This window comes from Kiritimatiellaceae bacterium, assembly GCA_013141415.1.
GTDB lineage: Bacteria > Verrucomicrobiota > Kiritimatiellia > Kiritimatiellales > Tichowtungiaceae > Tichowtungia.
Genome location: JABFQY010000002.1, coordinates 201,241 through 225,018, shown reverse-complemented (window position 1 = coordinate 225,018; position 23,778 = coordinate 201,241). Strand labels below are relative to the sequence as shown.

24 protein-coding genes are annotated in these 23,778 nt (G+C 55.5%); 13 read left to right on the top strand and 11 right to left on the bottom strand.

Translation table 11 applies throughout. The annotated features are described in order from the left end of the window. Nucleotides 1–67: 67 nt before the first annotated feature. From HOO88_03885 to tpx, 3 genes are all read right to left on the bottom strand, one after another. Complete coding sequence (locus HOO88_03885; protein ID NOU35894.1) at nucleotides 68–358, bottom strand: hypothetical protein; 291 nt, start codon at nucleotides 356–358, stop codon at nucleotides 68–70. Between the two features lie 72 nt (nucleotides 359–430). Then, entirely contained in the window at nucleotides 431–763 is a 333-nt protein-coding gene (locus HOO88_03880) for a hypothetical protein (protein ID NOU35893.1), read from the bottom strand. 10 nt (nucleotides 764–773) lie between these two features. After that, complete coding sequence (gene tpx, locus HOO88_03875) at nucleotides 774–1,271, bottom strand: thiol peroxidase (GenBank protein ID NOU35892.1); 498 nt, start codon at nucleotides 1,269–1,271, stop codon at nucleotides 774–776. 107 nt (nucleotides 1,272–1,378) lie between these two features. Between tpx and der the strand changes: the two genes are divergently transcribed. Beyond that, on the top strand, nucleotides 1,379–2,761 hold the full coding sequence (gene der, locus HOO88_03870) for a ribosome biogenesis GTPase Der (GenBank protein ID NOU35891.1): 1,383 nt from the start codon (nucleotides 1,379–1,381) through the stop codon (nucleotides 2,759–2,761). 10 nt (nucleotides 2,762–2,771) lie between these two features. Here der and mnmG read toward each other — a convergent pair whose 3' ends face one another. Next, nucleotides 2,772–4,658, bottom strand: coding sequence for a tRNA uridine-5-carboxymethylaminomethyl(34) synthesis enzyme MnmG (mnmG, locus tag HOO88_03865; protein NOU35890.1), 1,887 nt, complete (start codon nucleotides 4,656–4,658; stop codon nucleotides 2,772–2,774). An 85-nt stretch (nucleotides 4,659–4,743) separates the two neighbouring features. Between mnmG and HOO88_03860 the strand changes: the two genes are divergently transcribed. Continuing rightward, entirely contained in the window at nucleotides 4,744–5,058 is a 315-nt protein-coding gene (locus HOO88_03860; GenBank protein ID NOU35889.1) for a cupin domain-containing protein, read from the top strand. A 60-nt stretch (nucleotides 5,059–5,118) separates the two neighbouring features. On the opposite strand, the gene prfA is transcribed toward HOO88_03860, so the two are convergent. The 6 genes from prfA to sppA all read right to left on the bottom strand — a co-directional run bounded on the left by prfA (nucleotide 5,119) and on the right by sppA (nucleotide 10,199). Further along, entirely contained in the window at nucleotides 5,119–6,213 is a 1,095-nt protein-coding gene (prfA, locus tag HOO88_03855) for a peptide chain release factor 1 (protein ID NOU35888.1), read from the bottom strand. Between the two features lie 58 nt (nucleotides 6,214–6,271). Next, complete coding sequence (gene rpmE, locus HOO88_03850) at nucleotides 6,272–6,469, bottom strand: 50S ribosomal protein L31 (protein NOU35887.1); 198 nt, start codon at nucleotides 6,467–6,469, stop codon at nucleotides 6,272–6,274. A gap of 69 nt (nucleotides 6,470–6,538) precedes the next feature. Beyond that, the gene (locus HOO88_03845) at nucleotides 6,539–7,453 is read right to left on the bottom strand and encodes a radical SAM protein (GenBank protein NOU35886.1); all 915 of its coding nucleotides are present in this window, start codon (nucleotides 7,451–7,453) and stop codon (nucleotides 6,539–6,541) included. Nucleotides 7,454–7,456: 3 nt separating this feature from the next. Next, on the bottom strand, nucleotides 7,457–8,689 hold the full coding sequence (locus HOO88_03840) for a hypothetical protein (GenBank protein ID NOU35885.1): 1,233 nt from the start codon (nucleotides 8,687–8,689) through the stop codon (nucleotides 7,457–7,459). Between the two features lie 19 nt (nucleotides 8,690–8,708). After that, nucleotides 8,709–9,221 (bottom strand): LysM peptidoglycan-binding domain-containing protein, encoded by a 513-nt coding sequence (locus HOO88_03835; GenBank protein ID NOU35884.1) that lies wholly within the window; start codon nucleotides 9,219–9,221, stop codon nucleotides 8,709–8,711. A 12-nt stretch (nucleotides 9,222–9,233) separates the two neighbouring features. Next, nucleotides 9,234–10,199: a signal peptide peptidase SppA gene (sppA, locus tag HOO88_03830; protein NOU35883.1), complete on the bottom strand. Its 966-nt coding sequence runs from the start codon at nucleotides 10,197–10,199 to the stop codon at nucleotides 9,234–9,236. Between the two features lie 427 nt (nucleotides 10,200–10,626). On the opposite strand from sppA, the gene ruvA reads away from it, so the two are divergent. From ruvA to HOO88_03795, 7 genes are all read left to right on the top strand, one after another. Next, the gene (gene ruvA, locus HOO88_03825) at nucleotides 10,627–11,217 is read left to right on the top strand and encodes a Holliday junction branch migration protein RuvA (protein NOU35882.1); all 591 of its coding nucleotides are present in this window, start codon (nucleotides 10,627–10,629) and stop codon (nucleotides 11,215–11,217) included. 12 nt (nucleotides 11,218–11,229) lie between these two features. Continuing rightward, a complete protein-coding gene (locus HOO88_03820; protein ID NOU35881.1) occupies nucleotides 11,230–12,516 on the top strand; it encodes a hypothetical protein in 1,287 nt (428 codons plus the stop codon). A gap of 74 nt (nucleotides 12,517–12,590) precedes the next feature. Further along, nucleotides 12,591–13,619 (top strand): Holliday junction branch migration DNA helicase RuvB, encoded by a 1,029-nt coding sequence (ruvB, locus tag HOO88_03815; protein NOU35880.1) that lies wholly within the window; start codon nucleotides 12,591–12,593, stop codon nucleotides 13,617–13,619. Between the two features lie 11 nt (nucleotides 13,620–13,630). Further along, nucleotides 13,631–14,038 (top strand): DUF1573 domain-containing protein, encoded by a 408-nt coding sequence (locus tag HOO88_03810; protein NOU35879.1) that lies wholly within the window; start codon nucleotides 13,631–13,633, stop codon nucleotides 14,036–14,038. Between the two features lie 38 nt (nucleotides 14,039–14,076). Continuing rightward, complete coding sequence (locus tag HOO88_03805) at nucleotides 14,077–15,402, top strand: phosphomannomutase/phosphoglucomutase (GenBank protein ID NOU35878.1); 1,326 nt, start codon at nucleotides 14,077–14,079, stop codon at nucleotides 15,400–15,402. Nucleotides 15,403–15,494: 92 nt separating this feature from the next. After that, nucleotides 15,495–16,505, top strand: a complete 1,011-nt coding sequence (locus HOO88_03800; protein NOU35877.1) for a tRNA-dihydrouridine synthase family protein — start codon at nucleotides 15,495–15,497, stop codon at nucleotides 16,503–16,505. Next, nucleotides 16,502–16,738, top strand: a complete 237-nt coding sequence (locus HOO88_03795) for a hypothetical protein (protein NOU35876.1) — start codon at nucleotides 16,502–16,504, stop codon at nucleotides 16,736–16,738. The genes HOO88_03800 and HOO88_03795 overlap by 4 nt, the downstream gene beginning before the upstream one ends. Nucleotides 16,739–16,963: 225 nt before the next feature. Here the strand turns inward: HOO88_03795 and HOO88_03790 are convergent, their stop codons facing one another. Then, on the bottom strand, nucleotides 16,964–18,097 hold the full coding sequence (locus HOO88_03790; protein ID NOU35875.1) for a 4-phosphoerythronate dehydrogenase: 1,134 nt from the start codon (nucleotides 18,095–18,097) through the stop codon (nucleotides 16,964–16,966). Nucleotides 18,098–18,139: 42 nt separating this feature from the next. Between HOO88_03790 and HOO88_03785 the strand changes: the two genes are divergently transcribed. The 4 genes from HOO88_03785 (at nucleotide 18,140) to HOO88_03770 (ending at nucleotide 23,753) form a co-directional block, all read left to right on the top strand. Then, complete coding sequence (locus HOO88_03785; protein ID NOU35874.1) at nucleotides 18,140–19,024, top strand: 50S ribosomal protein L11 methyltransferase; 885 nt, start codon at nucleotides 18,140–18,142, stop codon at nucleotides 19,022–19,024. A gap of 114 nt (nucleotides 19,025–19,138) precedes the next feature. Next, nucleotides 19,139–20,716: a hypothetical protein gene (locus tag HOO88_03780; GenBank protein ID NOU35873.1), complete on the top strand. Its 1,578-nt coding sequence runs from the start codon at nucleotides 19,139–19,141 to the stop codon at nucleotides 20,714–20,716. A 76-nt stretch (nucleotides 20,717–20,792) separates the two neighbouring features. After that, nucleotides 20,793–22,409 carry an L-aspartate oxidase gene (gene nadB / locus HOO88_03775; GenBank protein NOU35872.1) on the top strand — a complete coding sequence of 539 codons (1,617 nt, stop codon included), beginning with the start codon at nucleotides 20,793–20,795 and terminating at the stop codon, nucleotides 22,407–22,409. 60 nt (nucleotides 22,410–22,469) lie between these two features. Then, entirely contained in the window at nucleotides 22,470–23,753 is a 1,284-nt protein-coding gene (locus HOO88_03770; GenBank protein ID NOU35871.1) for a hypothetical protein, read from the top strand. Nucleotides 23,754–23,778: the final 25 nt, after the last annotated feature.

Sequence of the window (23,778 nt, the reverse complement as noted above, 5' to 3'; positions counted from 1 at the left end):
AAACCTACCTGCCAGACTTCGACAAATCCGCGCCGTTCGATGGATAGTCCAACCCGCCGAACCTAGGTCAAGTTTTCATTATAACGTCCATTGGCCAGTCGATATCCGAACCGACCTCAACAATACGAGCCCCGGTTTCTATTGAAGTGGTCAATAATTTCTTTACCAACCCAATGGCTAGGCAAAGGCTTTGAACGGCATCTTCCCCACAAACTCCTCTGATGGTCAGATCATGGAGTCCCGGAATATTGACAGGACAACACCAACATCCGTCATCCTTGACCGGAATTCCGATCTCAATAGAAAACGGCGTTCTGGCTCCATTGCGTGAAATCAATTCTAGATTTTTCTTAACCATTTTTAACCGTATTAACTCGATTCCAATTTTTGAGCGTTTGGAGTCCAGCTGCCTGACTTTTCTAATTTTGTGTTATCGCACAACTTTTTCTTTAACAGCCACTTTTGCGTTCTTTCCTTCGAAAAAGCCCAGCAGTTCGTAGTCGCAGTTCGGTTTGACGGTCAGCACGAGCGTGGTGTCCACGCTCAGCGCCCCGTAGGATTCCGTTTTGATGCAGGAGACAGCCAGCTGGTGCTTGCCCGGCGTCAGCCGGACCGGCGCTCCTTTGGCGGCCTTGCCATCCACCGCCAGAATGCGTATCTGCACGCCCTGCTCGTCTTTGCCGACGACAAGACTTTCGGCGTGCGCAAATAACGGCGCGCAGAACCAAAGGAGCGTGCAGATCAAACGGGCTGATTTTTTCACTTCCGCCTTTTTATTTGAGGGCGGCGAGCACGGCGTCGTAGTTTGGCTCCTGCGCAATTTCCGGAACCTGTTCGGTGTAGAGCACTTTGCCGGTTTCGCTGACGACGACTACGGCGCGTGAAAGCAGTCCGGCCAGCGGGCCGTCGGCGATGGTGACGCCGTAGTGGTCACCGAAAACGGAGCGGAACGCCGACGCGGTCACGACGTTTTTTATTCCTTCGGCCCCGCAGAAGCGGCTCTGCGCGAATGGCAGATCCATCGAAACGCAAAGTACGACGGTGTTTTTCAGCGCGGCGGCCTTTTCGTTGAACTTGCGCACCGACATGGCGCAAACGCCGGTATCAATGCTCGGGAAAATATTCAGCACCAGCCGCTTGCCTTTATAATCCGCCAGCACGGTTTCCGAAAGGTCCTGCTTAACCAGCGCGAAGTCCGGCGCGGCGCTTCCTTTGGCGGGCAGTTCGCCGATGGTGTGAATCGGGGTTCCTTTGAAGGTGATGGTAGCCATAGATTTCTCCTTGTTTTTGGTCAGGTCTCGATACCGATTTATACGAAGAGGGTTGCTTTTACAAGCCGCAACCCGTTCAATGTGCGCCTTATTAAAGGATTTTTGACATGAGTGCTCCTGAACCGAAAAGAACTGTTGCGATCGTTGGTCGTCCGAATATCGGAAAATCGGCGCTGTTTAACCGAATTGTAGGCCGTCGCGTCTCGATTGTGCACGAGGAGCGCGGCGTGACTCGCGACCGCGTGGTTTGCGAAGCCGAATGGAACGAGCAGTATTTTGATCTGATCGACACCGGCGGACTCGGAACGATGGACTCCGGCTCGGCGCACGACATTATCGTGGATAGCACGAATAAACAGGTCGCCGTCGCCATCGAAGACGCCGCGGCCATTCTTTTCGTGGTCGATATCACGTCCGGCATTGTTCCTATGGACGAAGAGGTTGCCCGGCTGCTCCACCGCGCCAACCGGCCGGTGTTTATTCTCGCGAATAAGGCAGATACCTCCGCCCGCGACGAACAGGCGGCCGAATTTGAAAAGCTCGGCTTCCCGGTGTTTCCGGTTTCCGCACTTCATAACCGCGGCATTGATTCTGTCCTGCAGGCAGCAATGGCCAAGCTTCCTGCCGCGCTTCCGAGGGAAAAGCGCACGCCACTTCGCGTGGCAGTCGTCGGACGTCCAAATTCCGGTAAATCATCGTATATCAACAGGTTGCTGAACAGCGAGCGCGTGATCGTTTCCGATATTCCGGGCACGACACGCGACAGCATCGAGATCCCGTTCGCCATCGGCAACGGTCCGCACGCACGGCACTATATCCTGATCGATACCGCCGGCGTCAATCGGCACACCCGTATCTCTGGAGCAGTGGAGCACTACAGTAACCTGCGCGCCGAGGAGAGCGTCGAAAGCGCCGATGTCGTTATTCTTCTGATGGACGCCACCGAGGGGCCAAAGCTTCAGGACAAAAAACTGGCCGCTAAAATCATCGAGGCGCAAAAAGGCTGTATTCTGGCGGTTAACAAGTGGGATATCGCTGAAGAAGAAGAGGTTACACAAACCAAGTATGAGCCGGCGTTACGCAAAGAAATGCAGTTTCTCGACTTTGCCCCCCTGCTCTTTCTTTCGGCAAAATCCGGCTATAATATTCGGAAGAGCGTGGAACTGATCGACTACATTTCTGATCAGGTTCAGCTCAAACTTTCCACCGGCGTGCTGAACCGGATTCTCCAGGATGCCGTACAGAAAAATCCGCCCCCAAGCGTCAATGGTCGCCCGCTGAAGATCTATTACGCCACGCAGGCTGGCGTAAAACCTGTTCGTGTTAAAATGTTTGTTAATAATACTTTACGAGCAACGTCAGGGTATAAGCGGTACCTCGATCATGAGATCCGCAAGGCGTTTGGCCTTGAAGGCGCGCCGCTTGATTTGAAATTTGTTCCACGCCCTCGCCCTGACCTGGAAGAGAAAAAGAAGAAACGCCAAGCGTAGCGGGAATTGCTTAGCTCCGGTTTTTGGCCGTCTTCATCCATACCGACAGGATAGAGATGTCGGCGGGATTGACGCCGGAAATGCGCGAGGCCTGTCCGAGATTTTCCGGCCTGATTTTTTTCAGCTTTTCACGCGATTCGAAACGCAGCGCAGAGATGGCATCGTAGTTATAGTCTACCGGAATCCTCTGTTTCTCCAGCGTCTGGAAATCAGCAATGCGCCCCTGCTCGCGTTTAATATAGCCTTCATATTTTATGGCAATCTCGACCTGCTCCACTGCCTCTGGCGGCAGTTCCGGTTTTTCTCCCGGCAGATCGGAATAGTGGTTGTCTTGTCGGCACAGAATTTGTGCCAGTGAGGCTCCATTGTGGAATTTTTTCTTCAGACGAACGATCTCCCTGTCAATTTGATCCCGCGTCTGCACGGTTTCTGCCAAATCTTCCGCCGAAACAATACCCAGTTCTTTGGCGCGGGCATGAAGTCGAAACCATGCATTGTCCTGCCGGAGTGTCAATCGGTGTTCCGCCCGCGAAGTAAACATCCGGTAAGGCTCATCGGTGCCTTTCAGAACCAGATCGTCAATTAAAACGCCGATATACGCCTCGTCGCGGCCTAGAACGAACTCCGGAAGTCCAAGAACTTTACGTGCAGCATTAACACCGGCGACAAATCCTTGTCCGGCAGCCTCTTCATAACCGGTTGTCCCATTGATTTGACCCGCAAAATAGAGGTTTTCAACGTTTTTTGTTTCTAAGGTGTGGTAGAGCTGGGTCGGCGGCGCATAGTCGTATTCAATAGCGTAGGCTGGACGAATAAACACCGCGTTCTCAAGACCGTGAATGGAATGGATCATTTCCACCTGAATATCTTCCGGCAAGCTGTTGGAAGTTCCGTTCGGATAAATTCGCACATTGTTACGGCCTTCCGGCTCGATAAAGATGTGATGCGAGGTTCGCTGCGGGAATTTTACGATCTTGTCTTCAATGGACGGACAGTACCGGACGCCGACGCCTTCAACCAGACCGCCGTATAAAGAGCTTTTTTTAAGATTGTCGGCGATAATCTGGTGGGTTTTTTCGTTGGTATGGGTCAGCCAGCACGGAATCTGGTCGGTTCCGGGCGGCCACGGACGTAGCGCTGTTCCACGTGGAACCCCGGCGGAAGCAGCTGCAGCCGGTTCTACGTGGAACATCTGCTGGTCGCGGCGCGCGGAACGCGAAAAAAATGGCGGCGGCTCATCGCCGGGCTGGATAACCATTTTAGAATAATCAATGCTGTCTTTGTGAATCCGCGGTGGCGTACCGGTTTTCATCCGGCCAAGCTCAAAGCCGAGGCTTTTCAGCGAAACAGAGACATCATCGACGGAGCGTTCCCCCCAGCGTCCTTCATGAACGACGGTTTGGCCGATCATGACCCGTCCGCGCATAAAAGTCCCAGAGGTCAACACGACCGACCTGCCGACGAGTTTTTCTCCGGACTCCAGAACAACTCCGCGCAACTGTCCAAATTCAGTCCAAACCGAGGCCACGACACCTTCGAAAATATCCAGATTGTTTTGTGCTGTAAGGACAGCTTGCATGCGGGCAGGGTACAGATTCTTATCACACTGGGCGCGGAAGGCCTGAACGGCCGGGCCTTTACGGGTGTTAAGCGTTCTAAACTGGATTCCCGTATAGTCCGTATTACGAGCCTGCTCACCACCTAACGCATCTAACTCACATACGATGTGCGACTTGGCAATTCCTCCAATTGAAGGATTGCACGACATTCGGCCGATAAACGTCTTTTCAAGACTGATTAAAAGTGTGGTCGCGCCGAGCCGGGCGGAAGCCAGCGCCGCTTCGCACCCAGCGTGCCCGCCACCGACCACAATCACATCGTATGACTTGTTTCTCATGGAGACCGTGAATGATGGGGCGACTGAAAAATAAAACCAGATTTTTTTTCAGCAACTGACGACCCAGTCCTGTTATTATTTTTGCATGAAACAGAACCTGTTTGACCCAATTCCGGAACAGTCACAGAAAGAGTTATTCACCAAACTGCTTTCGACCGACAATATTCGCATTGAGCGGATTGTGTCTTTCGGGCAAGGCTCGTCCGCCGGGTTCTGGTATGAGCAGGCGGAAAACGAATGGGTTTTGTTATTGGAAGGATCCGCGCAAATCCGATTTGATGACGGACTGGTTGATTTGGCCCCCGGCGATTATTTGAATATTCAGGCCGGAGAGCGTCACCGGGTCGAAAAAACTGCGGCAGACGGGCAAACCGTCTGGTTGGCGGTTTTTTACAAATAGCGCCGTTTTCGAATGAAATTGATGGGAAAAAGAGCCGAAACTGCGGTTTTTTGTAAAAAATCAAGCTTTTGAGGCTTTGTCGGTATGGGCCTTGATTTTTAATTCCACATCGTGCTCATAGAGGGCATCGAAAACGTCGTCGAGGTCGCCATCCATTACCCGGTCGAGTTTGTAGAGCGTCAAATTGATGCGGTGATCCGACAGGCGGTTTTGCGGATAGTTATATGTGCGGATTTTTTCGCTGCGGTCGCCGGATCCGACCTGTGAGCGCCGGGAAGCCGACTGTTCCGCTTCGATTTGTTGCTGACGGGCCTCATAAAGTTTGGAGCGAAGAACGCGCAAGGCCTTAGCCTTATTTTTGTGTTGTGAGCGCTCGTCCTGACACTGCACAACCACGCCGGTCGGAATATGCGTGATACGAATCGCCGAATCGGTCGTGTTGACGTGCTGTCCGCCCGATCCGCTGGAACGGTAGGTGTCGATTCTCAGGTCTTCGGTTTTGATTTCGATATCCACTTCCTCGGCTTCAGCGAGTACGGCGACAGTGGCGGCCGAAGTGTGAATGCGGCCCTGCGTTTCAGTCGCCGGAACGCGCTGAACGCGATGTGTTCCGCTTTCATACTTCAGTTTTTTATAGACCAGCTCGCCTTCGACGGAGAAAACAATTTCCTTGTATCCACCTGTTTCGGAATGGCTTACATCTATGACAGAAACCTTGAGTCCATTGGCTTCGGCATAGCGGTTGTACATTCGATAGAGGTCGCCGGCGAAAAGCGCGGCTTCGTCTCCGCCAGTACCTGCGCGGATTTCCATGATCACGTTTTTCGAATCAGAAGGATCTGGCGGGAGCAGGGCGATCTTTACGGCTTTTTCCGCGCCGGATAATCTGGCTTCGGCATCAGCCAGCTCGGCTTCGGCCATTTCACGCAATTCGGCATCCGTGGATGCGTCTGCCAGCATTACGCGGCTTTCGGCAATTGTTTCTTCCAGCTTCAGAAAATACTCGGCGGCGGCGGCGACTCTTTTCTGATGCGAATAGTCGTGCATTAACGCCTGCATTTTCTGGGGGTTGGCGGCAACGCCCGGCGCGGACATTTCCGTTTCGAGCCCGGAGATGCGTCGGCGCAGGTTTTCCAGATAGGCGTGATTAATCATGGCGGGACACAAAAAGGCCGGGCTCCGAAAAACAGAGTCCGGCCTGAAATACGCGTCGTTACTTGCCGTAGCGCTTGCGGAAACGGTCTACGCGACCTTCCGTATCAAGCATCTTGGCCGTTCCGGTGAAGAACGGATGGCAGGCGGAGCAGAGGTTCACATGCATTTTCTTAACGGTCGAGCGGGTTTTAACCACATGGCCGCAGGCGCACGAAATTTCTGCATCAGTGTATTCGGGATGAATTTCTTTTTTCATTTATTTACCTAGTCCTTGCTAAAAGAGCGGGCCTTTTAATCATAACGAGCTGTGCGGCGCAAGTCCTTTTTACCGGCACGTGTAATAGGCTTCGCCGCCGCGCATCTCTTTTTGCAGCCGGGGATCGTCCAGCAACGGCAAAATAGTCGCTGATTCAACGCCGAAACTCTGTGCCAGCTGGGCTGCCGTGGCGGGATGCCGCCGAATCAGGCTGATCAGTTTTTCGGCATCGATGTCTCCGCCGGCACGGGTGGCGGAAAATGATGCGATGACTTCAGCGTGCGGAGTAAAGAGTTCGCAAAGCGAGGCCAGCTTTTCTTTGGTTACCGGCAGAACGGAGGCCTCTGCTGACGGCCGCGCCGCTGTGTTCAGGTGAATTTTATCCGGCCGGATTCCGCCGACGGCGGCGGCGATTTTTTTTACCTGCGACAGATTAGCGTTAAATCCTTCCATCAAAAAAACTTCTATCCACAGCGTTCCTGTAAATTCTTGCCGGAATTCGCGCTGTCCTGCCAGCAACTGATCAAACGTAAGGCCAGTGGCCGGGCGGTTGATTTTACGAAACGACGCATCGTCCCACGCACTCAGGCTGACCTTTACGACATCAGCCGTCATCAGTTCGTCGCGCACCGCAATGCGGTGGAGCAGGGTGCCATTCGAAAGAACGATAACCGGAATCGTTGTATGCGCCTTAATGAAGGCAATCAGCTCGCCGAGGCGCGAATAGAGCGTCGGCTCGCCGGAGCCGGCGAAAGTGATGCAATCGGCCGCGCCGTCTTCTTTCAGCCAGCGCTCGATTTCGGCGCAGACATCTTCGAGCGGAACGAACTCGCTGCGCTCTGTAACAAGGCGTGTTGTGCATCCGCATTGGCAGAACACGCAGTCGAACGAACAGGTTTTGAACGGTGTTACGTCGATGCCGAGCGAACGGCCAAGACGTCGTGACGGCACCGGGCCAAAAAGATATTTGTAGGAAGAGGCCATAAATTATTCCACCGGATCAGGAATCGCGGTTTCGTTCCCGGTGCGGCGCTCCACGCAAATGCCGGTAATTTCAGGAACGGTTCCGCCGGAACGGATGACGTTAATCCAGTCGCCGATTTTTAAATCAAGTGCGCGAAGGTGTTCCAAACTATGGAGCGTGGCACGCTGAACCGTTGCGCCCTGAATTTCAATCGGCTCAAACCGGGCGACGGGCGTCAGTTTGCCGGTTGCGCCGCGTGACCATTCGATATTCAGTAAACGGGTTGGAACTGGAGTTTCTTCGTATTTGCGGGCAACGGCACTGCGCGGATGATGCGCTGTGGCACCAAGCCGGTTGCGCACCGCGAGGTCGTCAACCTTGATAACGATGCCGTCGGTCATAAAAGAAAACTTTGCGCGCAGCCGGTTCATATTTTCTACAGTGGAAAGCACTCCGGCGGACTGAACCGCAACACTTTGAATGACCGGCAGTCCGGTTTTTTTCAATAGAGCGAGAGCCTCGGTGTGCGTCGCGGGCATATTCTCAGTCGCCAGCAGCTCGAAACACTGGAACGCCAATCCGCGCTTGGCGATCTCCGCATAGTCGGTCAACGCCAGCGTTCCGGAAGCGGCATTGCGCGGATTTTTGAGCGGCTCCTGCTTGTTCTCGATGCGTCGCCGATTCAATGCCTCAAATGCAGGCAACGGGAGCAGGGCCTCGCCGCGCACATCAAGTTGAGCCGGAGCGTTAGTAAGTGCGGCCGGAACGGCACCGGAGGCCAGTACGGCGGGCGTGACATCGACGCCGGTTTTTCCGTCGCCGCGGGTAAGCGCCTGAACTAATAATCCGTCACGGTAGCGCAGCACCAGAGTCAGTCCGTCGAGTTTTGGCTCCACGCAATAGAGGAGGTTTGTTCCGGTCTGCTGAAGAAACCGGCTTACGTCTTGATCGGAATAGACTTTATCCAAACTTAAAACCGGCGAGGTATGCGCGACGCGACGCGTCGACGCCTCAACCGGAGAACCGACGGGCTTTGTCGAGACCAGTTCCGGGTAATCGGCCAGAAGCAGATCGTACTGTTTCCGCAACGCGTCGTACGCCGCATCGCTCACCACCGATTCGTGCTTATTATAGTAAGCGTCGTCGGCTTGCCGCAAAATCACCTGTAAGGCGCGGGCTTGCTGCTCAACGGCGGGCGGCGCGGCGGCACAGATCAAATGAATGGCGGCAAAAAAAAGAATCCACCTGCTCCGCATCGCAACCTCCTTCGGTTTCCTACTGTGGAATAATCAGTTTTTGGCCGACAGAGAGACGGCCCGGATCCGCGATTTTATTATTGTCGGTAATCGTCTTCGCACTGACACCGTAGGCCTTGGCGATGATGTAGAGCGTTTCGCCGGACTGGACGGTATGTTCGACAGCCTTACCGCTGACGGCTGGCCTGGACGACGACTGGGGAACCGGAGCGGACGCCTGTTTCATCAGCTTGTTCAGTTCTCCGCTCAGCCGGGACACCATTTCCCGCTTATCGGCTTCGTTTTTCTGCTCAATGGCTGCGCAGCGGCGGTCGAGTTGTCCTTTCAGCGCTTCAAGATCGCGGCTCATCTGATTCATTTGCAGTTCAAGCGACTCCAGACGTCCAGCCGCGCGGCGCTGATTTTCCTGCGCGATGAGCTGGTCTTCGCCCATCGCGGCGCGGTCGGCGCGGGTCTGTAATGGGAAGGGCATGGTTTCGCAACCGGTCAGCAGTCCGGCGGTCAGCAGGGTAAAACAAATCTTTTTCATCATGACATCACTCCTTTACGGTTTCCAAAGATACAGGAACTGCGGCGAATGCAGTTTCAGATTCGGCAGAACAACCGGACTTTTTCCTTCGAGCAGTTGTTCAACAAATGTTCGCTGCGGCTCATACCGCACCACGCGCAGTGCGCCGGTGTCCAGCAGTTGCGCCGTGCGGGCCAGCGCGTCGTTCCAGTAGCCGATTTCGTCAATCAGCCCCTTGTTCAGCGCATCGGAAGCCGAAAAAATCCGGCCGTCGAACAGTCCGGCGGCATCCGCAGCATTCAACTTGCGCGATTCGACCACGATGCCGCTGAAGCGCTTCTGCATCTCGTCAATCAATGACTGCAACAGCGCCACCTGATTGGTGTTCACCGGTTGGAAAGGGTTGAGCATGTCTTTGTTCGCGCCCGACTTGATGGTGACGTCGGTGATGCCGAGTTTTTCAGATAGTCCCTGAAAGTTCATCGTTTGCATGATCACGCCGATGGAACCGACCACGGCGGTCGGTTCAGCGATGATGAAATCGCCAGCCATGGCGGCGTAGTATGCGCCGGAAGCTCCGAGGTCGCGGATGAAAACGACGACACGGCGATCGGGACGGCTCTGACGGAAGCCGCGGAGTGCATTATAAATTTCATCGCTCGGCGTCACGCCGCCGCCGGGCGAATTGACTTCCAGAATGATGGCGCGCATTTCCGGATCGCGTTCAGCGGCGCACACCTGAGCAAGAATACTGGCGACCATGTCAGAGCGGGCGGTTAGAAAACCTTCTTCTTCTGAGCGCATGATCACACCGTCGAGCGGAATGCGTACGACTTTGACGTCACCGCTGCCGAACGACCAGGTTTCGTCCAGTTTTGGCGCTTCGTCGCGCGGGTAATCTTTTTCGACCTGACGGCAGTGCGAGAGCAGGGTGCCCAGCAGGGCGATAGCCAGCAGGGCGGTGATAATCCACGGTTTACGACTGTTTCTATGACGGTGCATGCGGGGCATTCTAGAATGCGAACCGGTAAAATCCAGTTTTTAGCAAAAGCAATTGACGGCACAGACTCCTTCGGCTACAAGCTCTCCCCACTATGGGTCAGCAACTTAAAGAACGCACCAAACAAAAACGCCGTGAGCGCCGCAAAAAACGCCTCAAAGTGCGTGCTCGTGAAGCCGCCGCCAAAAAGTAATCACTTTTTGCACCCCGGAACCGAATAACCTCGCAGAAATCATTTCTGCGGGGCTTTTCTGTTTATCGGGGCGGATGTTTTATGGAAGTTTTTGTAGCCGAGGTCCTTGACCTCGGAACCCAACGGACTTGCCATATTCCGAGGTCAAAGACCTCGGCTACAGAACAGCCTGTTCCAGGTTCATCTTTCCCATTTCATAGTTCAACCTTCGGGAACTCTCTGATAGTCTCCCGCCCATGATTACTTTCCTGGAAGGCACCCTCGAAGAAAAACAGCCCGGCCGCGCGGTGGTGAACGTCGGCGGCGTCGGTTATGAAGTGATCATCCCGCTCAGCAGTTTCGACCGCCTGCCGCCCGAGGGAGCGAAAACCCGCATCCTGATCTACCACCACATCACCGACGTCTCGCAGGTGCTGTTCGGCTTCGCCACGGATGATGAACGCCGGATGTTTACACTGCTCCTCAGCGTCAGCGGTGTCGGCCCGAAAATCGCGGTCGCCGCGCTTTCCGGCCTTTCGGTTCGCGAACTCAAAACCGCGCTGATCGAAAGCGACGTCAAACGGCTCTCCTCCATTTCCGGCATCGGCAAAAAAACCGCCGAACGCATCATCGTTGAACTGCGCGACAAATTTTCGCCCGGCGAAGCGCTCGAAACGCTGGCCGGCTCCGACGATCTGCCCGGCGACAGCCGGTTGCGTGACGCCGCGCTGGCTCTCATTTCTCTCGGTTACAAACAGGACGACGCCCGTAAAATGGTTAAGGCGCTCAAGCTGGAGCCGTCGACGTCGGTTGAAGAGCTGATTCGTATGGCGTTAACGGGGAAATAGGAAATGGACTTTATGTTGAAACCGAAATTTTCAAAAAAACAGCTCATAGCGATTTTTCTGCTAACGGTTTGTCATTCTCCACTGCATGCCGCATCAAACGCATGGTCTGAAGTGGCTTCGATCCCGGAAGGAATTGATGGATTCTTCTATACGGGGGAGGCTTTCGTCGGATATCGGCTGGCACCAACGCTGAAAATATTTTCATCTACCAACGGTTCGAGCTGGGAATCGCATGACTCTGCCATTTCTCCCATTTACGTGGGACACGACGGGCATGGAACTCTTTTGGCAATGACCGCTTCAGGAGTAGCCTCCAGCAACGTTTCCGTGGAGCTTTGGAAAACCGCGACCGACTTGTCGTGGACAAATGTTGGTAAAATAATTTCTGGCATTCACGAGCAGCCGGCAAATCCATCAATTACTGCCTGTGAAGATATTCTTCTTATTCAGATGACAGTGGGGGAGCTTATTTTACCTCCATTTGTATGGAAGCCCTATACTATGTATGAATTCACCACAAGCAGGCTTAGTCCTGGCATTTTCCAAGGAGGCGGGTATCCGATTTTCCCTGGTGCTGTGAGCAGACCCATTGTTCAAGGAGCTCAATTTGTAACAATGTCGCATGATTCATCTCTTTGTAATCGTATAATCTCATCGACAAATGGGAGGGACTGGACCGTCTTATTTTCTTCTGAGGGACGACGTACCTTGGGATCCTATGACTCCTTCATTTTTTTATATAGCCTCTTTTGGGGGGCGTCCGTCTTGAATGAAGCTGGGAATGCGGTTCCTTTTAACTACCCAGCAAGCGGCACGCCGGATACTTTTATCTACAATGGAAGCATTTCATTAGTCACCCTCGGAGGATCCCTTTACACATCTTTCGACTACGCTCAAACATGGGCGACAACACAGCTAACCTCGATCCGCGGAGTGGGCGATAATGGGCATGAATGTCTTTTGGCGGACTCACCAAACTCAACCAATACCACGTTTTATAAGTTAACGTATGATCCGCCTGTCACGTGCACCACGAACAGACCCATAAAAATATGGTTTGATTCTTACGAGTACGAGGACTCCTCGCTTTCATTCCCGCCTGTTACTGTTACTAATACTGTTAACGTTCTATGTCTTGATTCCGAAAACACTTCTTCCGGTGTTTTCCAAGTAGAATGCTCCAGAGACCTCAAGGAGTGGGCAAAGCTCGGCCTTCCAAGAACAAATGCGCTAACGATAGATTTCACTGAGTTTAATTCTGAGCCAAAAATGTTTTTCCGACTGAAAGCGGCTCAATAAAAAGTCGACGAAGGAGTATTCAATGAATTTTAGAATTTGCCGATGCTCGGACTTCGAATGATGGAAGTATTTTTATGGAACACACCGTCACAACGCTGAACCGTCCGGATAAGGACTTCGATATCAAGCTGCGCCCGTCGCGGTTCGCTGATTTTACCGGTCAGGACAAAATCAAAGAGCGGCTGGAGCTGTTTGTGCAGGCGGCCAAGGCGCGTGGCGATGTCCTCGACCACGCGCTGCTTTCCGGCCCACCCGGCCTCGGCAAAACCACGCTGGCCTATATCATCGCCGAAGCGATGGGCGCGAACATCAAATGCACCTCCGGGCCGGTCATCGACAAGCCCGGCGATCTAGCCGGACTGCTTACCAGTCTGGAGCGCGGCGACTTTCTATTCATCGACGAAATCCACCGCATGCAGAAGTCGGTTGAGGAATATCTCTATTCCGCGATGGAGGATTTCGTCATCGATATCGTCATCGACCAGGGACCGAACGCCCGTTCCGTACGGCTCAACATTCAGCCGTTCACGCTGATCGGCGCGACAACCCGCAGCGGTCTGCTTTCCGCGCCGATGCGCTCGCGCTTCGGCCTCGTCAACCGGCTCGACTATTATGACGCCGCGACACTTCAGAAAATCATCATCCGCTCCGCGCGCATTCTGAACGTGGATATCGAACCGGACGGCGCGCTCGAAATCGCCCGCCGTTCGCGCGGCACGCCGCGCATCGCCAACAACCTGCTTCGCCGAGCCCGCGACTATGCGCAGATCAAAGCCGGTAATGTCATCACCGCCGATGTCGCCGCCAAAGCGCTGGCGCTGCTTGAAATTGACGACAGCGGCCTCGACGAAATGGATAAGCGGATTTTGCAGACCATCATCGAAAAGTTCGGCGGCGGGCCGGTCGGCATCAGCTCGCTGGCGGTTTCGGTCGGCGAAGAAGCCGACACGATCGAAGAAGTTTACGAGCCGTATCTGATTCAGGAAGGATTCATCAAACGCACTCCGCAGGGCCGCGTCGTTCTCCCGCGCGGGTTTGATTTGTTCGGTCTCTCCTCCTCCGGCGGATCCGCCTCTGGCGGAAAGCCCGGACATTCGCAATAGGAACTTCTTTAATGAAATTCGATATTCGATATTCGATATTCGTCAGTTTCCTTCTACTGGCGTTTCCAGACATTGGAAACGCAGTTGAAGGAGCTCGGCTGGTGTGCGATACGCCGGTGTATAAATTCGGAAAAGTGACTCAGTCGGCCGTGATCACCAACGTCTTTATCATCCGGAATGCGGGCGACACCACGTTTGTCGCCGGAATGCCGCGTACCGGTTGTAGCTGTACCAAAGTCCGGCTCAGCAAACGGATGATCGGGCCGGGCGAAACGGTTGAGCTGACGGCGGTTTTTACGGCGGCCCGCCGCTCCGGCGAGCAAAAGAAACCCGTTTACCTTTTGCCGTCCGATTCGGAGGTTCCGGCCCTCACATTTTATATGGAAGGTTTTGTTGAATCGCCCGCCCAATCTCAGTAGAAAGGGCGCTCATTTTCGAAATCGAAAGGGAAACGCAAATGGCTGGAATTTTTAAAGCATACGACATCCGCGGAATCTACGGCACCGAACTGACCGACGATGTGGCCTTCAAAATCGGGCGCGCTGTCGCCACCTTTCTGAAGCCAAAGACGTTTGTCATCGGCCACGACATGCGCCCGCACTCCATTCCGTTGTTCAACGCCATGGCCAAAGGGCTGACGATGCAGGGCGTTGACGTCATCAATATTGGACTGGCTTCCACGCCGATGTCCTATCACGCCAACGGCAAGCTTGGCGCCGACGGTTCAGTCATCATCACCGCCTCGCATAACCCCGGCGAATGGAACGGCATGAAAATCTGCCGCGAGCTGGCGATTCCGATCAGCGGCGCCACCGGCATCGCCGATATCGAGCGTATCGTCAACGAACAATCCTTCGACGCGCCTGCCGCCAAGCCCGGCAAAGTGACGCTGTATGACATTAAGCCGGAATACTTCGCCCACATCCGCACCTTTGCGACCATGAAGAAGCCGCTCAACGTTGTCATCGACTACGCCAACGGCATGGGAATTTCCGAAGGCGGCGTATTCACCGACAAGATGTTTGATATCACGCCGATGTACGATGTTATGGACGGCACTTTCCCGAACCACGAAGCCAATCCGCTCGACCTGCACACGCTGCACGACATTTCCGCCAAACTTAAAGCGGGCAAGTACGACTTCGGTATCGCCTTCGACGGCGACGCCGACCGCGCCGGCTTCCTCGATGAAAACGGCGACGTCGTCACCATGGACATGATCACCGCGCTGGTCGCGCAGTCCATGCTCGAAAAATTTCCCGGCTCCGCCATTTTCTACGACCTGCGTAGCAGCTGGGCCGTCAAGGAAGTCATTGAAGAAGCGGGCGGACGTCCGATGATGAGTCGCGTCGGCCACGCCTTCATCAAAGCGCAGATGCGCGAAGCCGACGCCGTTTTCGCGGGCGAGCTTTCCGGCCACTACTACTTCCGCGACAACTATTACACCGAAAGCTCTGCGCTGGCCGCCATTTGCGTCGCCAACCTCGTTAGCAAAACCGGCAAAACACTTTCCCAGCTCATCAAGCCGATCAAACGCTACTTCGCGTCCGGCGAAATCAATTCGAAGGTCGCCGATGTGCAGACGGTTTTCAAAAAACTCGACGCGAAATACGGCGATGCGCGCAAATTTCAGCTCGACGGCAATTCCTACGAATACGCCGACTGGTGGTTCAACGTCCGTTCGTCCAACACCGAGCCGCTCGTCCGCCTCAACCTCGAAGCCAAAACCAAGGCGCAGATGGAACAGAAGCGCGACGAAGTGCTGGCTCTGATTCGCGGATAATTTTTGGAGTGCGGCGGCAAGTAAAACGCGACGCCGCTTTGAGGACAGAGCGGCCTCGCGCCTGCGGCTTGCGTCCGCACTCCAGAGTTTTTATGAAGTTAAAACCTCTAAAATTCGGAACGGTGACGATCGATTTTCCGGTGGTGCTTGCGCCGATGGCGGGTTACACCGACGCGGCGTTCCGTTCGATCTGTAAAGAAAACGGCGCAGGTGCGTGTTATACCGAAGTCACCAGCGCCGAAGGAATCCGCCGCGATTCGCAGAAGACGTTCCAATTCCTGGAAGTTTCCAAATTTGACCATCCGATTGCGGGGCACATTTTTGGCAAGTCGGTCGAAGCGATGGTTGATGCGGCGATCTATATTGAAAAGCTCGGCACGTTTGACTGGATCGACCTGAACTGCGGCTGTCCGGTGAAAAAAGTCGTCCGGCGCGGCGCGGGTGCCGCGCTGATGAAAGAGCCGGAGCAGATCGGCGAGATTGTCCGCGCCGTCAAAAAAGCGGTGTCGCTGCCGGTGAGCGTTAAAACCCGTATTGGTTTCAGTCCGGCGTTTCCGGATCACCTGACGATTGCCAAAGTCGTCGAGGACGCCGGGGCCGACATGATCGCGGTACACGGACGCTACGCCTGTAATTTTCATGGCGGCCCAGCTGACTGGGAAAAGCTGGGTGAAATCAAACAGGCGCTGCAAATTCCAGTGATCGGCAACGGCGGTATCGTGAAGCCGGAGGATGCGGCGGAAATGGTGCGCGTGTCCGGCGTGGACGGCGTAATGATCGGCCGCGGCGCAGTCGGCAATCCATGGCTGTTCGAGCAGATAAAAAATCCGGCGGCGGAACCGCCGTCGCTGGAACGGCGCCGCAAAGCGATTGAAACGCATTTGCTTCGGCTGGTGGAAATGACTTCCGCCACAGCGCAGGGACGGCGCTGTAAAACGAAATATATTCCTGAGCAGAGCGCCTGCCTGCATTTCCGCCCGCATCTGGCGCAGTATATGAAAGGCCTGCGCGGCCGCCGCGATCTTTTGCAGCATCTCAATACGATGCAGGATGTCAAAACGGTAATGGACGCGGTGGACAGGGTAATGGAGCAAAACTTATGAGCGACAAAGAACTGGAATTGGGTGTACAGCCTCTCGACAAAATCATGGAAGAGCGCGGGTTGAAAAACCACGATCTCGTCGCGGCGTCAAAAGACGGACTGACGCATAAGCAGGTGCAAAAAGGGCGCAAGGGGCGCCGCCTGACCCGCCATATTCAGGACAAGATCGTTTCCGCTCTTTCGGCCTCCACCGGAGAGGCTTATAAAATCGACCGGTTGTTTAATTATCGCTAAGAAACCCGTTGTGGGGATATTCCCCACGAAAGCCTGTCGTTTTTTACCGGAAAGGCGTATAACTACTCCGTTGTTTTGGGAGGAAGTAAGTTATGCGCCTGAAAATTCATCCCGAAGAAAAATGTCCTGCATGTGGTCGAGCAGATGCTTCACAACGCATTCGTCGAGGTCGTTTTATTCGCTGGGTTCTGCCGGATAGCACCATGATGAAGTGCCGACTGTGTCTTACCCGTTATCTGGTGCGCAAGCCGCCGGAACGGTAAATCCGGCTTGATGTAATTTTCTGCTTAGCACCGGACGGATTTCCGAAAGAAGAACGGTTGTGTTCTTAAATTCCCGCCGCACGCGGTAATGAGCACGCAGTTTGTCGAACCGTTCAATATCTTCGACCGAGAGCTGGTCGGCTTCAATGTCATAGACCGCGAAGACGGCTTCGGCCAGCACATCGAGATCGGGTTTCCCGCGCGAATCAATTTTCAGTTCCGGCACGGCTACCGCGGGCAGTCGCGGCGCGGGATTCCAAACCGGAGCCGTTTCGAAAAAGTTGCAGACATCACGGTAAACCTGAATGGTGCCGTTCAGCTTGCCTTCAAACGAATGGCCGGCGATATGCGGCGTTCCAATCGTGGCAATCCGGAGCACATCGGCGCGGACAGCCGGCTCCGGATCCCAGACGTCGAGAACGGCGTGCGCGATGATGCCGCGCTCTTTGGCGAGCAGCAGGGCGTCGCTATCCAGTACCGGACCGCGCGCCGCGTTGATGAAAACAGAACCGCGCTTCATCTGTTCAAAAAAACGGCAGTCCGCCATGTGAAGCGTCGGCCACGGTTTTTCCTTAATCAGCGGCACATGGAGCGAAACGATATCGGATTCCGCCAGCAGTTTTTCCAGCGGCTGAAATCCGGCGGCACCTTCTTTGGCGGCACGCGGCGGATCGTTGAGCAGAACGCGCAGGCCGAGCGCTTCAGCGCGTTTCGCGATGCGCGAACCAACCTGACCGATGCCGATGATGCCGAGAGTTTTTCCTTCGAGCGCGACGCCGTGATTTTTATGGAGCGTCAGCATCGCGGCGGTGAACCAGTCGGCAACGCTGTCGGCATTACAGCCCGGCGCGGCGCACCAGACGACGCCGAGAGTTTCCAGTCCGCGGATGTCGTAGTGTTCGAATCCGGCGGTGGCGGTGCCAACGAAGCGGACGGCAGAACCGGCGAGCAGTTCCGGCGCCACCTTGCTTTGAGAGCGGGTAATCAGCGCGTCGGCATCTTTGAGCTGTTCCGGAGGAATCTTCCGGTCGGGGACAACAACGACTTCGCCGAGCGTTTCGAACGCTTCGCGGCCCAGCAGTACAGTTTCTGTCACAACCGTTTTCATTGGCGGAGAATTTACGGTATAAGTCTGCATATGAAAACGGAAAAACCAAAAGGCGGAGCGATTCTGACGCTGATGATCGCGCAGAACGAAGCGGAGCGGATTAGTGATTGGGTGGCAGAAAATCTCGGCAGGACGGTCGTTGAGCTGAAAAAGCCGGGCGGAACGGAATGCGCGCTCGAAATCTATTTCGACAACACCATCGAGGCAGAAATCGCCGCGCGGGCACTGGAGCAGTTCCCGATCAAAGGGCGTGCGATCCGCGAATATGCGGACGAAGAATGGGCGGAAAGCTGGAAAAAACATTTCAAACCGATGGATATCGGGCAGCGGCTTCGCGTCGTTCCGCCGTGGCTGGCAAATTCAGGGGACAGGAATCAGGAGTCAGAAGTCAGCGGGGAGAAGATTGAGATTGTGATTAATCCGGGGCTGAGTTTTGGAACCGGCAACCATTTCACGACGCGCTTCTGTCTCGAACAGCTCGACCGGTTTGTTCCGCAGAGCGGCGCAAAGACGATGCTTGATGTCGGCACCGGTTCCGGTGTTTTGGCGATCGCCGCTGTTAAGCTGGGCGCCGAACAGGCGCTGGGCGTGGATTTTGATCCGATCTGTGTCGAGTGTTCGATTGAGAATGCCGAAGCCAACGGCGTGGCGGATAAAACGGCTTTCCGTCAGCACGACATAACCGACGGCTGGCCGAATGAAAAATATGACATCGTCTGCGCCAACATTTATTCAACGCTGCTGATCGATAACGCATCCACACTGCTGCGGATCGCCGGGAAATATCTGCTGCTGACCGGCATTCGCGAAATGGAGCTCGACGGTGTGGCCGATACATTTGTCCGGCTCGGCGGACGCGAAATCGTCCGCGACTGCGACAACGAGTGGGGCGGGTTGGTTATCAGCATTTTGTAGCCGCAGAACACGCAGAACGTACGGAAGCTTTCAGCGGCTTTTGTTTTAATGTTCGGGGCGGCACGATGTGGTGCCGTGAGGCCGTAAGGCGGGCGTCTTTGGAGAAAATGTGTGATGAAAAACAAGTTTGTCGTTCTGTCTTTTGTCGTCAGCGGGATATGGCTGAACGGGGCTGCGGCGTTTGGCGGCGCGTTTTTCAATGTTCGCGATTACGGCGCAACCGGCGACAGCCAAACGCTCGACAGTCCGGCCATTAATAAAGCGATCGATGCGGCGGCGGCTTCTGGCGGCGGAACGGTACTGGTTCCGGCGGGCACCTACTTAAGCGGCTCTATTCGTCTCAAGAGCAACATTCATCTATTGATCGACGCTGGCGCAACCATTCTCGGTGCGCCGCAGGAAATGAATGCGTATGACGAAACCGAACCGTACACGTCCGGCGGTTATCAGGACGGCGGGCACAGCTTCTTTCACAACAGTCTGATCTGGGGCGAAAATCTGACCAACGTTTTCATCACCGGACACGGCATGATTAACGGCGGCGGACTGATCAGTAAGGAAAAAACCGGGATCATGGATCGAATGATCGGTTTTACCGGAGATGCGCTTCCCGCATTTCCGCCCGGCGAAACCAGCGGGATGCCGCCGGTTAGAATAGGCAATAAAGCGATTGCGCTGAAGCTTTGCCGTAACGTGGTTGTGCGCGATATCACCATTTTTCGCGGCGGGCATTTTGCGATTCTGGCGACGGGCTGTGACGGCATGACCGTTGACAATGTCACCATGGACACCAGTCGCGACGGGATCGACGTCGACTGCTGTCGCAACGTCACGATTTCCAACTGCCGCGTCAACACGCCGGTGGATGACGGAATCTGTTTAAAAAGCACCTATGCGCTTGGCGAAGTGCGCCTGACGGAGGATGTGACCATCGTCAACTGTCAGCTCTCCGCTTTCCCTGTGGGAACGCTGGTTTACAATCTGCCCCGGCCGGCATGGTCAGCCAACAGCTGGTGCAACGGGCGCATTAAGCTCGGCACCGAATCAAGCGGCGGCTTTCGCAATATCGTCATCGCCAATTGCATCTTTCGCCACAGTCTCGGGCTGGCGCTCGAACAGGTCGATGGCGGCATCATGGAAAATATCAGCATCAGCAATCTCACCATGACGGAGATTCCGGATTACGGAATTTACATCACCACCGGAAACCGCAACCGCACACCGAACCTCACGACCGCCAGCCGCGCTCGCAACATTAACATCTCGAACGTCATCATCGACGGAACCGGCCCGATGAGCGGCATTCAGATCATGGGGCTGCCGGAACAGCCGCTGGAAGGAATCCGGCTGGAAAACATTCGCCTCATCAGTCGCGGCGGCGGGACGCAGGCCGACGCGGCGATTGTTCCGCCGGAACTGGGAAGCAACTATCCTGAGCCGCGTCAGCTGGGAACGCTTCCGGCCTATGGTATTTTTGCCCGGCACGTCCGCGATCTGGAGCTGGCGAATATTCGCGTCAGTTATGAAAAAGAAGATCTGCGTCCGGCGATCGTCTGCACAGATGTGGATGGACTGGAGATTGACAACTTTAAGGCGCAGGTGGCTCCGGGCGTCGTTGCGGCGCGGTTTGACGACGTAAAGCGTCTGATCATCCGGAACTCGCCGGTATTGGACGGTGCGCCCGGACGCTGACGGAGCTTCGCCGGAACAGAGTTTCCGTTTCCACCCTTCGGAAAAAGTGTGCTAACGTCTCGCCATATTTTAATTTATGCAAACACGCGACACAGATTTTCTGGTAATCGGCAGCGGGCTGGCGGGATTGACCGCCGCGTTGCGGCTGAGCGCGCACGGCAAGGTGCTGGTGGCGGCCAAACGCTCCGCCGACGAAGGGAATACCCGCTATGCGCAAGGCGGCGTCGCTTGCGTCGTCGATCCGGCGGACTCCATGGCGGAGCACATTACCGATACACTGCAAACCGGTGGAGGCCTCAGCGAAGAATCCGCTGTGCGCGCCATTGTCGAAGGCGGGCCGGAGCGGATTGCGGAACTCGAAACACTGGGCGTCCACTTCGAGCGCAGCCACGATAATCCCGCCGAATACGATTTGGGTCAGGAAGGCGGACATTCCCGCCGCCGTGTTCTGCATGCCGGTGACATTACCGGCGCGGCGCTCGAAAAAGGACTGCTCGCCCGCGCCAAGGCCGATCCGAACATTACCATCGCCGAAAACTGGCTGGCGATCGACGTGGTGCCGACCGGCTGGATCGGCCTGTCCGGCGAAAACCGCTGTGTCGGCTGTTACTTTCTCGATAAAACCTCCGGCGAAATCCTCGCCGTTCGCTCGCCGGTCACCATTCTCGCCACCGGCGGGCTCGGCAAAGTTTACCTTTATACCAGCAACCCGGACGTCGCCACCGGCGACGGCGTGGCGATGGCGTGGCGCGCCGGACTGCCGATCCGCGATATGGAGATGATCCAGTTTCATCCGACCTGTCTTTATCATCCCGATGCGAAAACGTTTTTGATTTCCGAAGCGGTGCGCGGCGAAGGGGCGAAGCTGATCGACCGGCGCGGGCACGAATTTGTTTATGACTTTGACGAACGCGGCCCGCTGGCGCCGCGCGACATCACGGCTCGCGCCATTGACTCGGTCATGAAAAAGCACGGCGATCCGTTCGTCTATCTCGACATCTCGCACCGCGACGCCGACTTTTTGCAGCAGCGCTTTCCGACGCTTTATAAAGCCTGCCTGAAATACGGTTTCGACATGGCCCGCGCGCCGGTGCCGGTTGTTCCGGCGGCGCACTATTCCTGCGGCGGCGTGGTTGCCGACGTCAATGGCCGCACGGCAATGCCGGGGCTTTACGCCGTCGGCGAAGTCGCCAGCACAGGACTGCACGGCGCAAACCGTCTCGCCAGCAATTCACTGCTCGAAGCGCTGGTCTGCGGACATCGTTGCGCGGACGAAGCATCCAGAGTCTGGAAAGAAAATCCGGTGGCGAATCTTACGATTCCGCGCTGGGAGTGCGGCGACGCGGTTTCCAGTAATGAAGAGATTGTCGTCGCGCACGACTGGAACGAAGTGCGCTCGGTGATGTGGGACTACGTCGGGATTGTCCGCTCCGACCGGCGGCTGATGCGGGCGCGGCGGCGTATTCATAACATTCGCGAAGAAATCCGCAGCTACTATAAGGAATACCTCGTCACCGCCGATCTGATTGAACTGCGCAACCTCGCCGCCGTGGCGGAACTGATTGTCCGTTCCGCCCAGCACCGCAAAGAAAGCCGCGGACTGAATTATAATGAAGACTGGCCGGAAACTTCCGCCCACGCCCGCCATACCGTCATTCAAGATCGGCCCGGCGGCCCGTTGGATGTGGAATAACAGTTCCAAAGTTTATGAAAATCAGGTAGAAACCAGCCCACGGTTAAAAGCGAGGCATCTATGAAAACAAAAGTTGTTGTGATGGTATCATTGCTGGCGACATCTGCTTTGTCTGCCCAGCAAATCGAAGAACAGATCCCCCCGCTGCCCCCGCTGCCTGAGGTTCTTCAGGCGCTGACCGAGATTCAGGCGACGGAGCTCGCGAAAATCGTTGCTCAGTTCCGCGATCCGAACGATACGGTGTCTGCGGCGTTTACCAACGCGGCGGAGTTCGGCGGCGGCGGCCCGTTGCGCGGCCCGCTTTATGTGACGCCGATGGCTCCGGTTCCCAGAACAATTTATGTGCCGAAAAATGCGCCCGATACACTCCAGATGGTTATTGATAAAGCCAGTCCGGGCGACGAGATCGTGGTGGCTCCTGGAATTTATGATATGGGCGGTCGCCAGCTGAATCAGGAAGGTCCGGCGACGCGGCTGGTGATTGATAAGCCGCTGACGTTACGCAGCGAGAAGGGGCCGGAGGTGACGATCATCGCGGGCGGCCCTTCGACGCGCTGTATTTATATGACCAACGGCGTGCAGGTGGTCGGCTTCACCATTTCCGGCGGCGAGACGATGAAAGAGGGGCCGGAGGGTAATAAGTTTACGGCGCTTTCCGGCGGCGGGGTCTGGAGCGAGCCGGGCGGCGTGCTGGTGAACTGCACGGTCGTCAGCAATACGGCGCTGTGGTACGGCGGCGGACTTTACGGCGGCAACGCGATGCAGTGTGTGTTTTCCGGCAATACGGCGCGGCGTTCCGGCGGCGGCGTCAGCCGCGCGCGGCTAGGGAGCTGTTTGATCCAGTATAACCGCGCCGGACGGTACGGCGGGGGCACGCACCACAGCGAACTGTTCAACTGCACGGTGACGCACAACCGTGCGGAAGTGATGGGCGGCGGCGCGGCGTTCGGCAAGGCGCAGAATACGGTGCTGCACCATAATCAGACGCTGGTGGGCGATCACAATTTTATCGAAGTGGAGATGAGCTACTGTTGCAGTATGCCCAAAGGCTACGGGCCGGGGAACAGCGGCGTGGAGCCGGGCTTTAAGAATACCGATCAGGGCGTTTTCCTGCCGACCTTTGATTCTCCGTTGATCGACGCGGGCACCAAGACGTTTCTGGCTGTTGATCTGGTCGGGCATCCGCGCATTCTCGACGGCAACAATAACGGCAATGCGCGGGCCGATATCGGCGCGTATGAATACGTTCATTCAAAAGCCGACAGCAACGGCGACGGAATTTCCGACATCGATGAGATCGCCGTGAAAAGCGAAGTGTTTCATTTCGAACGCCCGGCCGAATAGCCTGCCGCGGCCCAAACCTGCCTTG

Excerpts from the sequence above, each read along its gene's own strand:
- HOO88_03885 (NOU35894.1), bottom strand. The coding sequence starts at position 358 with ATGGTTAAGAAAAATCTAGAATTGATTTCACGCAATGGAGCCAGAACG.
- tpx (NOU35892.1), bottom strand. The coding sequence starts at position 1,271 with ATGGCTACCATCACCTTCAAAGGAACCCCGATTCACACCATCGGCGAA.
- der (NOU35891.1), top strand. The coding sequence starts at position 1,379 with ATGAGTGCTCCTGAACCGAAAAGAACTGTTGCGATCGTTGGTCGTCCG.
- mnmG (NOU35890.1), bottom strand. The coding sequence starts at position 4,658 with ATGAGAAACAAGTCATACGATGTGATTGTGGTCGGTGGCGGGCACGCT.
- HOO88_03860 (NOU35889.1), top strand. The coding sequence starts at position 4,744 with ATGAAACAGAACCTGTTTGACCCAATTCCGGAACAGTCACAGAAAGAG.
- prfA (NOU35888.1), bottom strand. The coding sequence starts at position 6,213 with ATGATTAATCACGCCTATCTGGAAAACCTGCGCCGACGCATCTCCGGG.
- rpmE (NOU35887.1), bottom strand. The coding sequence starts at position 6,469 with ATGAAAAAAGAAATTCATCCCGAATACACTGATGCAGAAATTTCGTGC.
- HOO88_03845 (NOU35886.1), bottom strand. The coding sequence starts at position 7,453 with ATGGCCTCTTCCTACAAATATCTTTTTGGCCCGGTGCCGTCACGACGT.
- HOO88_03840 (NOU35885.1), bottom strand. The coding sequence starts at position 8,689 with ATGCGGAGCAGGTGGATTCTTTTTTTTGCCGCCATTCATTTGATCTGT.
- HOO88_03835 (NOU35884.1), bottom strand. The coding sequence starts at position 9,221 with ATGATGAAAAAGATTTGTTTTACCCTGCTGACCGCCGGACTGCTGACC.
- sppA (NOU35883.1), bottom strand. The coding sequence starts at position 10,199 with ATGCACCGTCATAGAAACAGTCGTAAACCGTGGATTATCACCGCCCTG.
- ruvA (NOU35882.1), top strand. The coding sequence starts at position 10,627 with ATGATTACTTTCCTGGAAGGCACCCTCGAAGAAAAACAGCCCGGCCGC.
- HOO88_03820 (NOU35881.1), top strand. The coding sequence starts at position 11,230 with ATGTTGAAACCGAAATTTTCAAAAAAACAGCTCATAGCGATTTTTCTG.
- ruvB (NOU35880.1), top strand. The coding sequence starts at position 12,591 with ATGGAACACACCGTCACAACGCTGAACCGTCCGGATAAGGACTTCGAT.
- HOO88_03810 (NOU35879.1), top strand. The coding sequence starts at position 13,631 with ATGAAATTCGATATTCGATATTCGATATTCGTCAGTTTCCTTCTACTG.
- HOO88_03805 (NOU35878.1), top strand. The coding sequence starts at position 14,077 with ATGGCTGGAATTTTTAAAGCATACGACATCCGCGGAATCTACGGCACC.
- HOO88_03800 (NOU35877.1), top strand. The coding sequence starts at position 15,495 with ATGAAGTTAAAACCTCTAAAATTCGGAACGGTGACGATCGATTTTCCG.
- HOO88_03795 (NOU35876.1), top strand. The coding sequence starts at position 16,502 with ATGAGCGACAAAGAACTGGAATTGGGTGTACAGCCTCTCGACAAAATC.
- HOO88_03785 (NOU35874.1), top strand. The coding sequence starts at position 18,140 with ATGAAAACGGAAAAACCAAAAGGCGGAGCGATTCTGACGCTGATGATC.
- HOO88_03780 (NOU35873.1), top strand. The coding sequence starts at position 19,139 with ATGAAAAACAAGTTTGTCGTTCTGTCTTTTGTCGTCAGCGGGATATGG.
- nadB (NOU35872.1), top strand. The coding sequence starts at position 20,793 with ATGCAAACACGCGACACAGATTTTCTGGTAATCGGCAGCGGGCTGGCG.
- HOO88_03770 (NOU35871.1), top strand. The coding sequence starts at position 22,470 with ATGAAAACAAAAGTTGTTGTGATGGTATCATTGCTGGCGACATCTGCT.